This window comes from Pseudomonas sp. TE31087 (assembly GCF_057284075.1).
The window spans coordinates 3,220,668-3,235,202 of the sequence record NZ_JBXVNN010000001.1; the positions used below are offsets into that span (position 1 = coordinate 3,220,668).

Sequence of the window (14,535 nt, forward strand, 5' to 3'; positions counted from 1 at the left end):
CGCTCCCACAGGTAATCTTGCCAACCTGTCACCGATACCAGGCCGCCCCCTCCTCGCCAATCCCATAGCGCGCCCTCGCCTGCCCCAGCACATCCGCCGGCAACACGCCCTGGCACACCAGCCCGTACAACGCCGCCATCACCACCGCATGCCGATCCACCTCGAAGAACCGACGCAACTGCTGACGCGTGTCACTGCGCCCGAAACCATCGGTGCCCAGGGTGATGTAAGGCGCCTGCACATACTCGGCGATAAGCTGCGGCCAGGCACGCACATAGTCGCTGGCCGCGATCACCGGAGCATCACCGGGCAGGCTATGACGCACGTGACAATCCGCCTGCTCCCCGGCCATCGCCAGGCGTTGCGCATCCCTGGCCCCACGCGCCAGCTCGCTGAAGCTGGTGACGCTGAACACCTCGCTGTCGACCTGCCAGTCGCTGGCCAACAACTCGCCGGCGGCGATCACCTCGCGCAGGATGGTGCCCGAACCCAACAGCCGTACCTGGCCACGGGGCGCTGCCGACGCATGCCGGGCAAACCGGTACATGCCTCGCAACACATCCTCGTGCACGTCCTCGGGCAATGACGGCTGCGGGTAGTTTTCATTCATCACCGCCACGTAGTGGAACTCGTCTTGTTGCTCTACCAGCATGCGCCGTGCGGCATGATCAAGGATCACCGCCAGCTCGCCGGCAAAGCACGGGTCCCAGGCCCGGCAGTTGGGCACCATGGAAGCCATGACCAGGCTCGAGCCGTCCTGGTGCTGCAGCCCCTCGCCACCCAGCGTGGTGCGCCCCGCGGTGGCACCGAGCAACAGACCGCGGGCGCGCTGGTCGGCGGCGGCCCAGATCAGGTCGCCGACCCGCTGGAAGCCGAACATCGAGTAATAGATGTACACCGGCAGCATCGCCTCGCCATGCACCGCGTAAGCAGTCGCCGCCGCGATCCACGAGGAGATCGCCCCGGCCTCGGTGATGCCCTCCTCCAGCAACTGGCCGTCGCGCGCTTCCTTGTAGACCAGCAGTGAGCCGGCGTCCTCCGGCTCGTAGCGTTGCCCCTGGGGCGAGTAGATGCCGATCTGGCGGAACAGGCTGGCCATGCCGAAGGTCCGCGCCTCATCGGCGACAATCGGCACTACCCTAGGCCCCAGCCCCGGCACCTTGAGCCAGTTGCCGAGCAGGCGCACGGCGGCCATGGTGGTGGACATCTCCTTGCCCTCGGCGCGCAGGGCGAAGCCTGCGAAGCTGTCCAGGTCCGGCACGGGCAGGCCGGCGCAGTCGCTGCGCCGCACCGGCAGCGGCCCGCCCAGGGCCTCGCGGCGCTGGCGCAGGTAGATCATCTCCGGGCTGTCGGCGGCCGGACGATAGAACCGCAGCTGCTCCACTGCCTCATCCGACAGCGGCAGGTGGAAACGGTCGCGGAAGGCCAGCAGTGCCTGCACATCGAGCTTCTTGGCCTGGTGCGCGGTCATCCGCGACTCGCCGGCGCTGCTCATGCCGTAGCCTTTCTTGGTCTTGGCCAGGATCACCGTCGGCCGGCCCTTGCAGGCCTTGGCCGCGGCATAGGCGGCATGCAGCTTGCGAAAATCGTGGCCACCGCGCTTGAGGGCGTTGATCTCGTCGGCGCTCATATGCGCCACCAGGCGCTGCAGCGCCGGGTTCTGCTTGAAGAAGTGCTCGAGGTTGTAGCTGCCGTCCTTGGCGCCGAGGGTCTGGAACTGCCCGTCGGGTGTCGCCGCCAGCTGGCGCAGCAGCGCATGCTCATGATCCCGGGCGAACAGCGCGTCCCACTCCGAGCCCCACAGCACCTTGATCACGTTCCAGCCGGCGCCGCTGAACAGCGCTTCGAGTTCCTGGATGATCTGGCCGTTGCCGCGCACCGGGCCGTCCAGGCGCTGCAGGTTGCAGTTGACGATGAAGGTCAGGTTGTCCAGGCCTTCGCGGGCCGCCAGGGTCAGGCCGGCGATCGATTCCGGCTCGTCCATCTCGCCATCGCCGAACACGCCCCACACATGCCGCGCCGAGGTGTCGAGCAGGCCGCGGTGCTGCAGGTAGCGCATGAACCGCGCCTGGTAGATGGCATTGAGTGGGCCGATGCCCATGGAGCCGGTGGGGAACTGCCAGAAGTCAGGCATCAGCCAGGGATGCGGATAGGAGCACAGGCCATTGCCCGCGACTTCCTGCCGGTAGTTGGCCAGTTGCGCCTCGCTCAGACGCCCTTCAAGGAAGGCGCGGGCATAGATGCCCGGCGCCGAGTGCGGCTGGAAAAACACCAGGTCGCCACTGCGCTGCGCGCCGCCGCTCTCGCCACGGAAGAAATGCTGGAAACCGACCTCGAAGATTTCCGCCGCCGAGGCATAGCTGGCGATATGCCCGCCAAGCTCGCCGTAGGCATGGTTGGCCCGCACCACCATGGCCAGGGCGTTCCAGCGCAGGATGCCGGTGATTCGCTCGTCCAGCTCCAGATCGCCCGGATAGTTGCCCTGCTGCTCCACCGGCAAGGTGTTGCGATAGGCCGAGAAGGCCTGGGCCTCACGCTCCAGGCCAAGTTCCAGGGCATGGGCCTGCAGGCGCTGCAGCAGATAGCGCGCCCGTGCCGGGCCACAGTGTGCCAGGGTCGAGGACAGGGCCTCGCACCACTCGGCGGTTTCCCCGGGGTCACTGTCCAGGGCGGCTTCGAGGGCCGTCAACGGCTCGTTCGGGTTCATCATCGCTACCATCGCGCAGGCCTCGTCCGTGGCGGTTCAGGCGCAGGCCTTCAGGGCCTGGGCAATGTCGGCGAGCAGGTCGTCGATGTCTTCCAGCCCCACCGACAGACGCACCAGGCCTTCCGAGATGCCGTGCTCGGCACGCTCCTGCTGGGTATAGCTGGAGTGGGTCATGCTCGCCGGGTGCTGGGCCAGCGACTCGGCATCGCCCAGGCTCACCGCACGGCTGAACAGCTGCAGGGCGTTCATGAAGCGACGGCCGGCCTCGATCCCGCCCTTGAGTTCGAAGGCGATCATGCCGCCCGGCAGGCGCATCTGCCGCTGGGCCAGCGTGTACTGCGGGAAGGATGGCAGGCCCGGGTAGTGCAGCAGCTCGACCTGTGATTGTCCGGCGAGGAACTCGGCCACCTGCTGGGCATTGGCGCAGTGACGGTCCATGCGCAGGGCCAGGGTCTTGATGCCGCGCATCAGCAGCGCCGCGTCATGGGGCGACAGCACCGCGCCGGTCATGTCCTTGAGCCCTTCCAGGCGGATGCGATCGACCAGCGCCTTGCGCCCGACCACCAGCCCGGCGGTGATGTCGCCATGCCCGGACAGGTACTTGGTGGCCGAATGCACCACCAGGTCCACGCCAAGCTCCAGCGGGCGTTGCAGGTAGGGCGTGCAGTAGGTGTTGTCGACCACGATGCTCAGGTCGTGGCCACGGGCGGCATCGACCACCGCGGTGATATCCACCAGCTGCATGTTGGGGTTGGCCGGCGATTCGAAATAGATCATCCGCGTCTTCGGGGTGATCGCAGCCTGCAGTGCCGGGATGTCGTTGAGGTCGACATGGCGGATCTTCACGCCGAACTCGCCGATGCCGTGGTGCAGGTAGGCGAAGGTGCAGCCGTACAGGGTGCTGCCGACGATCAGCTCGTCACCCGGGCGTAGCAGGGTCCATAGCGTGGCGGTGATGGCGCCCATGCCGGAGGCCAGCGCCAGCCCGGCCTCGCCTCCTTCCAGGGACGCCATGCGCTGCTCGAGCAGGGCCAGGGTCGGATTGGAAATACGGCTATAGAAATGCCCCGGTTCCTCACCCGCGAAGCAGGCGGCGCCGTACTCGACGGTGGGGAAGGCATAGGTGGCGGTCTGGTACACCGGCGGCACCAGGGCGCCGCCGTGGGACAGCGGGTCGTAGCCATGGTGGATGGCCCGCGTGGAGAATCCGGTGTTCTTGTTGGAGTCGCGCATGGCAACAGCCTCTTGTGGTTTGTTATAAGCTTATGCCACCAAGCTGCCGCGCTTTTTCCAAATTTGCCCACGCAATCGGGCATGTTTTGAAAGAAAAACAACAAAAACAGAACCAGGAGGGCAAGACATGCCTTCAGCTCTCGACCGTACCGACCGCGCCCTGCTCGCCGCCCTGCAGGACAACGCCCGCCTGACCGTTTCCGAACTCGCCGACCAGGTCGCCCTGACCACCTCGCCCTGCTGGCGGCGGGTCAAACTGCTGGAGGACAACGGCTACATCACCGGCTACCAGGCGATTCTTTCGCCCAAGTCGCTGGGCTTCGGGGTGACCGCGTTCGTCAGCATCATGATGGACTCGCACACCAAGGAGATGGCCCTGGCGTTCGAGCAGCGGCTGATGGAGATTCCCGAGATCGTCGCCTGCCACAACATCTCCGGGCGCTATGACTTTTTGCTGGAGATCCTGGCGCGGGACCTGGAGTCGTTTGGCGAGTTCACCCGGGAGGTGCTGCAACGCTTGCCGGGGGTGAAGGAGATCTATTCGAGTTTTTCGTACAAGGCGGTGAAGGAGCGGCGGGTGATTCCGGTCTCTGAGAAGCACATCTAAAGAGTCGGGGGCGCGCTGCGCCCCGTTCGCGGCACAAGGCCGCTCCTACAGGGGAACGTGATCGCCTGTAGGAGCGGCCTTGTGCCGCGAAAGGGCTGCGCAGCAGCCCCGGCTCTCGCGAACCAAACAAAAAACCCCGCCGAAGCGGGGTTTCTCAGATCACGCGGATACTCAGATCGCCCCACGCTGACGCAGCACATCCAGCACCAGCTTCACACCTTCATCGACACTGACCGACTGGGTATCGATCACCAGGTCCGCATCCAGCGGCACATCGAACGGGAAGCTCTCACCCGGGATGTTGTCGCCACCGGCCGCGTACAGCCCTTGTGGATCACGCTCACGGCACACCAGCGGCGAGGCCTGCACATAGACGGTGACCAGACGTTCCTTGCCGATCAGCGCCTTGGCTTGCTCGCGGCCTTCGGCATCCGGGGCAACGAACGCGGCCAGGGTCAGCAGGCCGGCCTCGTTGAACTGGCGCGCCACATGGGCGGCGCGGCGCCAGTTCTCGGTGCGACCGGCACGGTCCTGTGGCAGGCCCTTGTTCAGGTCGTGGCGCAGGTTCTGGCCATCGAGCACATAGACCGCACGGCCCATGTCGAACAGCTTGCGCTCCACCGCGTAGGCCAGGGTGCTCTTGCCGGCGCCGGACAGGCCGCTGAACAGCACGGTGGCCGGCTGCTGGCCGAAGCGCAGGGCGCGCTCTTCGGTCGACACATGGGCCAGCTTGCCGTGCTGACCGGTGCTGCCGTGCGGCAGTACCGGCGGGGCGATGATCATGCCGGCGCCGACGGTGCCGTTGGTCAGGCGGTCGATGACGATGAACGCGCCGGTGGTGCGGTTACTCTCGTAGCCGTCCAGGGCAATGGCGCTGTCCAGCGCGACCTTGACCCGGCCGATCTCGTTGAGCTGCAGCGCGCTGGCGGCGCCCTGCTCCAAGGTGTTCACATCGACCTTGTGGGTGATGCTCGCAATCGAGCCCGGCACGTAGCTGGTGGCGCGCTTGATGTCGTACTTCTTGCCCGGGAGCATTGGCTCCTCGGCCATCCACACCAGCATGGCATCGAACTGGTCGGTGACCGACGGTACGTTGTCGGCATGTACCAGCAGGTCGCCACGGGAGATGTCGATCTCGTCTTCCATCGTCAGGGTCACGGCCTGGCCGGGGCCGGCGTTCTCCAGTTCACCTTCGTAGGTGACGATGGACTTGACCCGGCTGCTCTTGCCCGACGGCAGCACGACGATCTCGTCGCCCTTGTGCACCACGCCACCGGCGATGGTGCCGGCGAAGCCACGGAAGTTCAGGTTCGGACGGTTGACGTACTGCACCGGGAAACGCAGGTCGGTGACGTTGCGGTCGGCAGCGATTTCGACGGTCTCGAGGATCTCCATCAGCGCCGGGCCCGTGTACCACGGCGAACGCTCGCTGCGGTTGACCACGTTGTCGCCCTTGAGCGCCGACATCGGCACGAAGTGCAGGCTGCTCGGCTTGAGGTTGATGCCCTCGGCGAACTTCAGGTAGTCGGCCTTGATCGACTCGAAGACCTGCTCGTCGAAGCCCTTGAGGTCCATCTTGTTGACCGCGACGACGATGTGCTTGATGCCCAGCAACGAGGCGATATAGCTGTGCCGGCGGGTCTGGGTCTGTACGCCGTAGCGGGCATCGACCAGGATGATCGCCAGATCGCAGGTGGACGCGCCGGTGGCCATGTTGCGGGTGTACTGCTCGTGGCCCGGGGTGTCGGCGATGATGAACTTGCGCTTGGCGGTGGAGAAGTAGCGGTAGGCGACATCGATGGTGATGCCCTGCTCGCGCTCGGCCTGCAGGCCGTCCACCAGCAGCGCCAGGTCGACTTCCTCGCCAGTGGTACCGGATTTTTTCGAGTCGCGGGTGATGGCCTCGAGGTGGTCCTCGTAGATCATCTTCGAGTCGTGCAGCAGGCGCCCGATCAGGGTGCTCTTGCCGTCGTCCACGTTGCCACAGGTCAGGAAGCGCAGCAGCTCTTTACGCTCGTGCTGGGCCAGGTAGGCGAGGATGTCCTCGCTGATCAAATCGGATTGGTGCGACATGAGGAAACCCTGAAATTAGAAGTAGCCTTGGCGTTTTTTGTCTTCCATGGAACCGGCGCCATCGTGGTCGATGACACGGCCCTGGCGCTCGGACGTACGGGTCAGGAGCATCTCCTGGATGATGTCCGTCAGGGTCTCGGCTTCAGACTCGACCGCGCCCGTCAGCGGGTAGCAGCCCAGGGTACGGAAACGCACTTTCTTCTTGACGATGCGCGCCTTCTCCTCGTCGCTCAGGTGCTCGAGGATGCGCTCGTCGTCGATCATGATCAGGGTGCCGTTCTTCTCGATCACTTCGCGCTCGGCGGCGAAGTACAGCGGTACGATCGGGATGCCTTCGAGGTAGATGTACTGCCAGATGTCCAGCTCGGTCCAGTTCGACAGCGGGAACACGCGGATCGACTCGCCCTTGTTGACCTTGCCGTTGTAGATGTTCCACAGCTCCGGGCGCTGGTTCTTCGGGTCCCAGCGGTGCTTGCTGTCACGGAACGAGTAGACGCGCTCCTTGGCCCGCGACTTCTCTTCGTCACGGCGCGCACCGCCGAAGGCGGCGTCGAAGCCATGCTTGTCCAGCGCCTGCTTCAGGCCCTGGGTCTTCATGATGTCGGTGTGCTTGGAGCTGCCATGGGTGAACGGGTTGATGCCCTGCGCCACACCCTCGGGGTTGACGTGGGTGATCAGCTCCAGGCCCATCTCTTCGACCATCTTGTCGCGGAAGCGGTACATCTCCTGGAACTTCCACTGGGTGTCGACGTGCATCACCGGGAACGGCAGCTTGCCCGGGAAGAACGCCTTGCGCGCCAGGTGCAGCATGACCGCGGAATCCTTGCCGATCGAGTACAGCATCACCGGGTTGTCGAACTCGGCGGCCACCTCGCGGATGATGTGGATGCTCTCCGCCTCCAGCTGTTTCAAGTGCGTCAGATTGTCGACCATGGCTACTCACGAAAAACGATCTTATGGACGGCCTGCGGGCCGTGTTCGAGCGAGCCACTTTATCACAGCACCTGATTCTATTTAGGAGGCTGCCTAGATCGAAACAATCTAACGATATGACTGGGGGTTTGGGCCCTGTAGGAGCGGCCTTGTGCCGCGAAAGGGCTGCAAGGCAGCCCCGGCGATTTATGCATCAACGCTGAAATTCTGGGGCTGCTGCGCAGCCCTTTCGCGGCACAAGGCCGCTCCTACAGGAACGACATCTGCATCATCAGATCGGATTCGGGCAATCGATGAACAGGTGCTCGACCGCGAACCGCCGCGCCAGGTAATCCCCCAGCGCCTGCACGCCATAGCGTTCGGTGGCGTGGTGCCCGGCGGCAATGAAGCTCACGCCATTCTCGCGGGCACTGTGGAAGGTCTGCTCCGACGCCTCGCCACTGATGAACAGGTCGACCCCGGCGGCGATGGCGGTGTCGATGTAGCCCTGCCCACCGCCGGTGCACCAGCCGACCCGGCGGATCATCTGCTCACCCTCGACGACCAGCGGCTCTCGCCCCAGCGCCTCGCGCACCCGGCGGGCGAAGTCCCGCGCCGACACCGGTTCCGCCAGCGAACCGACCAGGCCGACCACCTTGGGGTTGTTCGGGTCCAGCGGGCCTTCGACCGTGATATCCAACTGGCGCGCCAGCTGCACGTTGTTGCCCACTTCCGGGTGCACGTCCAGCGGCAGGTGGAAGGCCAGCAGGCTGATGTCGTGCTTGAGCAGGGTCTTCAGGCGCCGCTGCTTGATCCCGGTGATGCACGGGTTCTCGCCCTTCCAGAAGTAGCCATGGTGCACCAGCACCAGGTCGGCCTCGGCCTCGACCGCCGCGTCCAGCAGCGCCTGGCTGGCGGTCACGCCGCTGACGATACGGCTGACCTGGGGGCGGCCTTCGACCTGCAGGCCGTTGGGGCAGTAGTCCTGGATCTTCGCGCTGCCCAGGTAGCGCTCGGCTTCCTCGACCAGGGTATTGAGGGCGACGGCCATGAAAAATCTCCTCGAATTCGGCGTTGCACCAGGGCGCAAGGCCCTATAATGGCCGCCATTATGGGCCGTCGCCGGTTTCGGGGGAACCGCTGTCAGGTTCTCCCCTTCGCGGGGCAAGCCCGCTCCCACGCCGTGCGCGAACGGCGTGGGAGCGGGCTTGCCCCGCGATACACCAACCGTCGCCGTCCGGTTTTTTCACGTGTATGATCGCGCGCGCTCGCCCCGGGCCGAACTGACAAGGCCCCCGCCCTACTCCCAGGATTCATTCATGTTCAAGGCTCTGCGTTACTTCGGCTGGCCCCTGCTCACCGGTGTGCTGATCGCCATCCTGATCATCCAGCGTTTCCCGCAATGGGTCGGCCTGCCCAGCCAGGACGTCAACCTGCAGCAGGCCCCGCAAACCACGAAGATCATGCAGGGCCCGGTGTCCTACGCCGATGCCGTGACCCTGGCCGCGCCCGCGGTGGTCAACCTGTACACCACCAAGGTGGTGAACAAGAGCGCCCACCCGCTGTTCGAAGACCCGCAGTTCCGCCGTTTCTTCGGCGACAACCTGCCCAAGCAGCGGCGCTGGGAGTCGAGCCTGGGCTCGGCGGTGATCATGAGCCCGGAAGGCTACCTGCTGACCAACAACCACGTCACCAGCGGCGCCGACCAGATCGTCGTGGCCCTCAAGGACGGCCGCGAGACCCTCGCCCGGGTGATCGGCAGCGACCCGGAAACCGACCTGGCGGTGCTGAAGATCGACCTCAAGAGCCTGCCGGCGATCACCATCGGCCGCTCCGACAACATCCACATCGGTGACGTGACCCTGGCCATCGGTAACCCGTTCGGCGTCGGCCAGACCGTGACCATGGGCATCATCAGCGCCACCGGGCGCAACCAGCTGGGCCTGAACAACTACGAAGACTTCATCCAGACTGACGCTGCGATCAACCCGGGCAACTCCGGCGGCGCGCTGGTGGATGCCAACGGCAACCTGGTGGGCATCAACACGGCGATCTTCTCCAAGTCCGGCGGCTCCCAGGGCATCGGCTTCGCCATCCCGGTCAAGCTGGCACTGGAGGTGATGAAGTCGATCGTCGAGCACGGCCAGGTGATCCGTGGCTGGCTGGGCATCGAAGTACAACCGCTGAGCCAGGAGCTGGCCGAATCGTTTGGCATGCAGGGGCGCCCGGGGATCGTCGTGGCGGGTATCTTCCGCGATGGACCGGCGGCGCACGCGGGGTTGCAGTTGGGCGACGTGATCCTGAGTATCAACGGCGAACCGGCCGGTGATGGACGCAAGTCGATGAACCAGGTGGCGCGGATCAAGCCCAACGAGAAGATCACCATCGAGGTGGTGCGCAATGGGCAGCAGCTGAAGCTGGTGGCCGAGGTGGGGCTGCGGCCGCCGCCAGCGCCGGTGGCCAAGAAGGAAGAGAAGTAAACCAATACAGGGTGAACCGTATGCGCGGTCCCTGTAGGAGCGGCCTTGTGTCGCGATGGGGCGCGTAAGCGGCCCCAGGTTTTCAGCTTCGCAGCACATATCCCCGGGGCCGCGTAGCGGCCCATCGCGACACAAGGCCGCTCCTACAGGGACCGCGTCAGCCGCCCCGGTGGGGCGGCCCCGACTGCATCAATGCAGGATCTGGCTCAGGAACAGCTTGGTCCGATCACTGCGCGGCCGGTCGAAGAAGTCATCCGGCGCGGCCTGCTCGACGATCTCCCCCTTGTCCATGAAGATCACCCGGTTCGCCACGGTGCGGGCAAAGCCCATCTCGTGGGTCACGCAGAGCATGGTCATACCGTCTTCGGCCAGGCTGACCATGGTGTCCAGCACCTCCTTGACCATCTCCGGGTCCAGCGCCGAAGTCGGCTCGTCGAACAGCATGATCTTCGGCTTCATGCACAGCGCCCGGGCAATCGCCACCCGCTGCTGCTGACCACCGGACAACTGCCCCGGGTACTTGTGCGCCTGCTCCGGAATGCGCACGCGCTCGAGGAAGTGCATGGCGATTTCCTCGGCCTTGCGCCGCGGCAGCTTGCGCACCCACATCGGCGCCAGGGTGCAGTTTTCAAGGATGCTCAGGTGCGGGAACAGGTTGAAGTGCTGGAACACCATGCCCACCTCGCGGCGGATCGCCTCGATCTGCTTGAGGTCATTGGTCAGCTCCACGCCATCGACGACGATACGCCCCTGCTGGTGCTCCTCCAGCCGGTTGAGGCAGCGGATGGTGGTCGACTTGCCCGAACCGGACGGCCCGCACAGGACGATGCGCTCGCCCTGGCGCACATTCAGGTTGATGTCCTTGAGTACATGGAACTGGCCGTACCACTTGTTCACGCCCTGCATCTGGATGATGCCTTCGGGGCCGGCAGGCTGCTTGATCGCTTCACTCATTTCGAAACTCCTAACGCTTGTGGCCAGTGTCCAGCTTGCGCTCCAGGTGCATGGAGTAGCGGGACATACCGAAACAGAAAATCCAGAACACCAGGGCGGCGAACACGTAGCCCTCGGTGGCCATGCCCAGCCAGGCCGGGTCAGCCGCCGCCTGCTTGACGCTGTTGAGCAGGTCGAACAGGCCGATGATGATCACAAGGCTGGTGTCCTTGAACAGGGCGATGAAGGTGTTGACGATGCCGGGGATCACCAGCTTGAGCGCCTGGGGCAGGATCACCAGGCCCATCGCCCGCCAGTAGCCCAGGCCCATGGCCGCGGCGGCTTCGTACTGGCCCTTGGGGATGGCCTGCAGGCCGCCACGCACCACCTCGGCGATGTACGCCGACTGGAACAGGATCACGCCGATCATCGCCCGCAGCAGCTTGTCGAAGCTCATGCCCTCGGGCAGGAACAGCGGCAGCATCACCGACGACATGAACAGCACGGTGATCAGCGGCACGCCGCGCCAGAACTCGATGAAAGTCACGCAGACCACCTTCACCGCCGGCATGTTCGAGCGACGTCCCAGCGCCAGCAGGATGCCCAGCGGCAAGGCGCCGACGATACCGACCGTGGCGATCACCAGAGTCAGCATCAGGCCGCCCCACTGGCTGGTGGGCACCGTGTCCAGGCCCAGCGCACCGCCGTGCAGCAGGATGTAGGCGAGGATCGGGTACAGCACCAGGAAGCCCAGGCCGTACACCGCCTTGCGCGGGAAGCGCTTGATGAACAGCGGTGCGGCACCGAGCACGGCGAGCCACACGGTCAGGTCGACGCGCCAGCGCAGTTCCGCCGGGTAGTAGCCGTACATGAACTGGCCGAAGCGCTGCTGAATGAACACCCAGCAGGCGCCCTCCTTGGTGCAGTCGGCGCGGGTGGTGCCGACCCAGTTGGCGTCGATGAACGCCCACTGCACCAGCGGTGGCACGATCAGCCAGACCAGGTACAGGGCGAACAATGTCAGCAGGGTGTTGAGCCAGCTGGAGAACAGGTTGGCCCGCATCCAGGCGAGCACGCCAACGGTCTTCACCGGTGGCGGCATGTCGGGTTTGAAAACATGGGCTGTCACGGATGTACCCTCACCGTTCGATCAGCGCAATGCGCTTGTTGTACCAGTTCATCAGCAGCGAAATGCTGATGCTGATGGCGAGATAGACGCTCATGGTGATGGCGATCACCTCGATGGCCTGGCCGGTCTGGTTGAGCACGGTACCGGCGAACAGCGAGACCATCTCCGGGTAGCCGATACCGGCAGCCAGCGACGAGTTCTTCGCCAGGTTCAGGTACTGGCTGGTCAGCGGCGGGATGATCACCCGCAACGCCTGGGGAATGATCACCTTGCGCAGCGTCGGGCCTTCGCGCAGGCCCAGCGAACGGGCCGCCTCGGTCTGGCCATGGCTGACCGAACGGATGCCGGAGCGCACGATCTCGGCGATGAACGCCGCGGTGTAGATGGTCAGCGCCAGGGTCAGCGCCAGCAGCTCGGGGATCAGCACCCAGCCACCGACGAAGTTGAAGCCCTTGAGCTGCGGCACTTCCCAGTGCACCGGGCTGCCGAACAGCAGCGCGCAGACGCCGGGGATGCCGATGAACAGCAGCAGGCCGACCCAGAACTTGTGGAACGGCTCGCCGGTTTCGTCGAAACGCTTGTTGGCGAAACGCACCATCACCGCGATGGCGACGATCGCCAGCGCCAGCGCGATGACGAACGGCCAGAAGCCCTCGGCCATCGAGGCGCCGGGCATGTTCAGGCCGCGGTTGCTGATGAAGAAGGTATCGTCGATGTTGATGCTGCCCCGTGGCCCCGGCAGGGTCAGGAACACGGCGAAGTACCAGAACAGGATCTGCAGCAGCGGCGGAATGTTGCGGAAGGTCTCCACGTACACCGTTGCCAGCTTGTTGATCATCCAGTTCGGCGACAGCCGAGCCACGCCGATGATGAAGCCCAGCAGCGTCGCCAGGATGATGCCGATGAAGGTCACCAGCAGGGTGTTGAGCAGGCCGATGACGAACACCCGGGCGTAGCTGTCCGATTCCACGTAGGGGATCAGGTGCTGGGCGATGCCGAAGCCGGCGCTGCGCTCGAGGAAATCGAAGCCCGAGGTGATGCCCCGGTGCTGCAAGTTGGTCTGCGTATTGTGGAACAGGTACCAGCCCAGGCCCACCACGAAGACCACCGTGAGGATCTGGAACAGCCACGCGCGCACACGTGGATCACTAAGGGAAAACCCTTTCCGTGCGCCGATTTGATTTTGCATGAAGTGCCCCGAAAAGAAGGGATTCGAACGACCCGCGGCGGCAGGATGCCGCCGCGGGGTGCAACCATCAGCGCACCGGTGGCGCGTACTGGATGCCGCCGTTGTTCCACAGGGCGTTCATGCCACGGTCGATCTTCAGGTCGGTGCTCTGGCCCAGGTTCTTCTCGAACACTTCGCCATAGTTGCCGACTTGCTTGACGATCTGCACTACCCAGTCCTTGGGCAGCTTGAGGTCCTTGCCATACTCGCCATCGGCGCCCAGCAGGCGGGCGACGTCAGGGTTCTTGGTGGACTTGGCCTCGGCCTCGACGTTCTTCGAGGTGACGCCGGCCTCTTCGGCATTGAGCATGGCGAACAGGGTCCACTTGACGATGCTGAACCATTCCTCGTCGCCCTTGCGCACTACCGGGCCCAGTGGTTCCTTGGAGATGGTCTCCGGCAGCACCACGTACTCGGTCGGCGCGGCCAGCTTGGAACGCTGGGCGAACAGCTGCGACTTGTCCGAGGTCAGCACGTCGCAACGGCCGGACTCCAGCGACTTGGCGCTTTCGTCGGAAGTGTCGAAGGTGATCGGGGTGTACTTCAGGCCATTGGCGCGGAAGTAGTCGGAAACGTTCAGCTCGGTGGTGGTACCAGCCTGGATGCAGATGGTCGCGCCGTCGAGTTCCTTGGCGCTGGAGACGCCGAGTTTCTTGTTGGCGAGGAAGCCGACGCCGTCGTAGTAGGTGACGCCGGCGAACACCAGGCCCATCCCGGCATCGCGCGAGCTGGTCCAGGTGGTGTTGCGCGACAGCACATCGACTTCGCCGGACTGCAGCGCGGTGAAGCGCTCCTTGGCGTTGAGCTGGCTGAACTTGACCTTGGTCGCGTCGCCGAAGACTGCGGCGGCCACGGCGCGGCACACATCGGCGTCGATGCCGACGATCTTGCCTTGCGCGTCCGGCACGGAGAAGCCTGGAAGACCATCGCTCACGCCACACTGGACGAAGCCCTTCTTCTTCACCGCGTCGAGGGTGGCGCCGGCCTGGGCGAAGCTGGTGGCGCCCAGCGCGGCGGCGGCGGTCAGGACTGCCAGGGTGGTTTTCAACATCTTCATCAACAACCTCCAAATCGCTCTTGTTGTATGAGCCGGAATTGCACCGCACCCTTATGAGGCGCATCCGACCCCTTGTTGGCTTGTTTTTGGGTCAATTGGCGCAATGGGCTGTTCTGTGACAGCCTTCTATCCACACGAGGGGTGTTACCGTCAGCGGCCCACCCCTACGCATAACC

The 14,535-nt window shown here is 64.8% G+C and carries 11 protein-coding genes; 2 read left to right on the forward strand and 9 right to left on the reverse strand.

What is annotated here, in order from left to right; translation table 11 throughout:
- Positions 1–28 precede the first annotated feature (28 nt).
- Complete coding sequence (gene mdeB, locus ACZ899_RS14470) at positions 29–2,710, reverse strand: alpha-ketoglutarate dehydrogenase (RefSeq protein WP_485628016.1); 2,682 nt, start codon at positions 2,708–2,710, stop codon at positions 29–31.
- 33 nt (positions 2,711–2,743) lie between these two features.
- Positions 2,744–3,940, reverse strand: a complete 1,197-nt coding sequence (locus tag ACZ899_RS14475; RefSeq protein ID WP_234562067.1) for a methionine gamma-lyase — start codon at positions 3,938–3,940, stop codon at positions 2,744–2,746.
- Between the two features lie 127 nt (positions 3,941–4,067).
- Here ACZ899_RS14475 and ACZ899_RS14480 point away from each other — a divergent pair, with 127 nt between their 5' ends.
- Positions 4,068–4,547 (forward strand): Lrp/AsnC family transcriptional regulator, encoded by a 480-nt coding sequence (locus ACZ899_RS14480; protein WP_028689769.1) that lies wholly within the window; start codon positions 4,068–4,070, stop codon positions 4,545–4,547.
- A gap of 171 nt (positions 4,548–4,718) precedes the next feature.
- Here ACZ899_RS14480 and cysN read toward each other — a convergent pair whose 3' ends face one another.
- The 3 genes from cysN to ACZ899_RS14495 all read right to left on the reverse strand — a co-directional run bounded on the left by cysN (position 4,719) and on the right by ACZ899_RS14495 (position 8,583).
- Positions 4,719–6,620 carry a sulfate adenylyltransferase subunit CysN gene (cysN, locus tag ACZ899_RS14485; protein ID WP_050703826.1) on the reverse strand — a complete coding sequence of 634 codons (1,902 nt, stop codon included), beginning with the start codon at positions 6,618–6,620 and terminating at the stop codon, positions 4,719–4,721.
- 15 nt (positions 6,621–6,635) lie between these two features.
- Entirely contained in the window at positions 6,636–7,553 is a 918-nt protein-coding gene (gene cysD / locus ACZ899_RS14490; RefSeq protein WP_011535568.1) for a sulfate adenylyltransferase subunit CysD, read from the reverse strand.
- 271 nt (positions 7,554–7,824) lie between these two features.
- On the reverse strand, positions 7,825–8,583 hold the full coding sequence (locus ACZ899_RS14495; protein ID WP_028689771.1) for a Nif3-like dinuclear metal center hexameric protein: 759 nt from the start codon (positions 8,581–8,583) through the stop codon (positions 7,825–7,827).
- Between the two features lie 268 nt (positions 8,584–8,851).
- Here ACZ899_RS14495 and algW point away from each other — a divergent pair, with 268 nt between their 5' ends.
- Positions 8,852–10,012, forward strand: coding sequence for a Do family serine endopeptidase AlgW (gene algW, locus ACZ899_RS14500; RefSeq protein ID WP_234560480.1), 1,161 nt, complete (start codon positions 8,852–8,854; stop codon positions 10,010–10,012).
- A gap of 189 nt (positions 10,013–10,201) precedes the next feature.
- Here algW and ACZ899_RS14505 read toward each other — a convergent pair whose 3' ends face one another.
- The 4 genes from ACZ899_RS14505 to ACZ899_RS14520 form a co-directional block, all read right to left on the reverse strand.
- Positions 10,202–10,966, reverse strand: coding sequence for an amino acid ABC transporter ATP-binding protein (locus tag ACZ899_RS14505; RefSeq protein WP_232854680.1), 765 nt, complete (start codon positions 10,964–10,966; stop codon positions 10,202–10,204).
- A gap of 10 nt (positions 10,967–10,976) precedes the next feature.
- Complete coding sequence (locus ACZ899_RS14510) at positions 10,977–12,074, reverse strand: amino acid ABC transporter permease (protein WP_050703823.1); 1,098 nt, start codon at positions 12,072–12,074, stop codon at positions 10,977–10,979.
- Between the two features lie 10 nt (positions 12,075–12,084).
- The gene (locus ACZ899_RS14515) at positions 12,085–13,263 is read right to left on the reverse strand and encodes an amino acid ABC transporter permease (protein ID WP_186713234.1); all 1,179 of its coding nucleotides are present in this window, start codon (positions 13,261–13,263) and stop codon (positions 12,085–12,087) included.
- A 67-nt stretch (positions 13,264–13,330) separates the two neighbouring features.
- Complete coding sequence (locus tag ACZ899_RS14520; protein ID WP_023629381.1) at positions 13,331–14,359, reverse strand: amino acid ABC transporter substrate-binding protein; 1,029 nt, start codon at positions 14,357–14,359, stop codon at positions 13,331–13,333.
- Positions 14,360–14,535 lie beyond the last annotated feature (176 nt).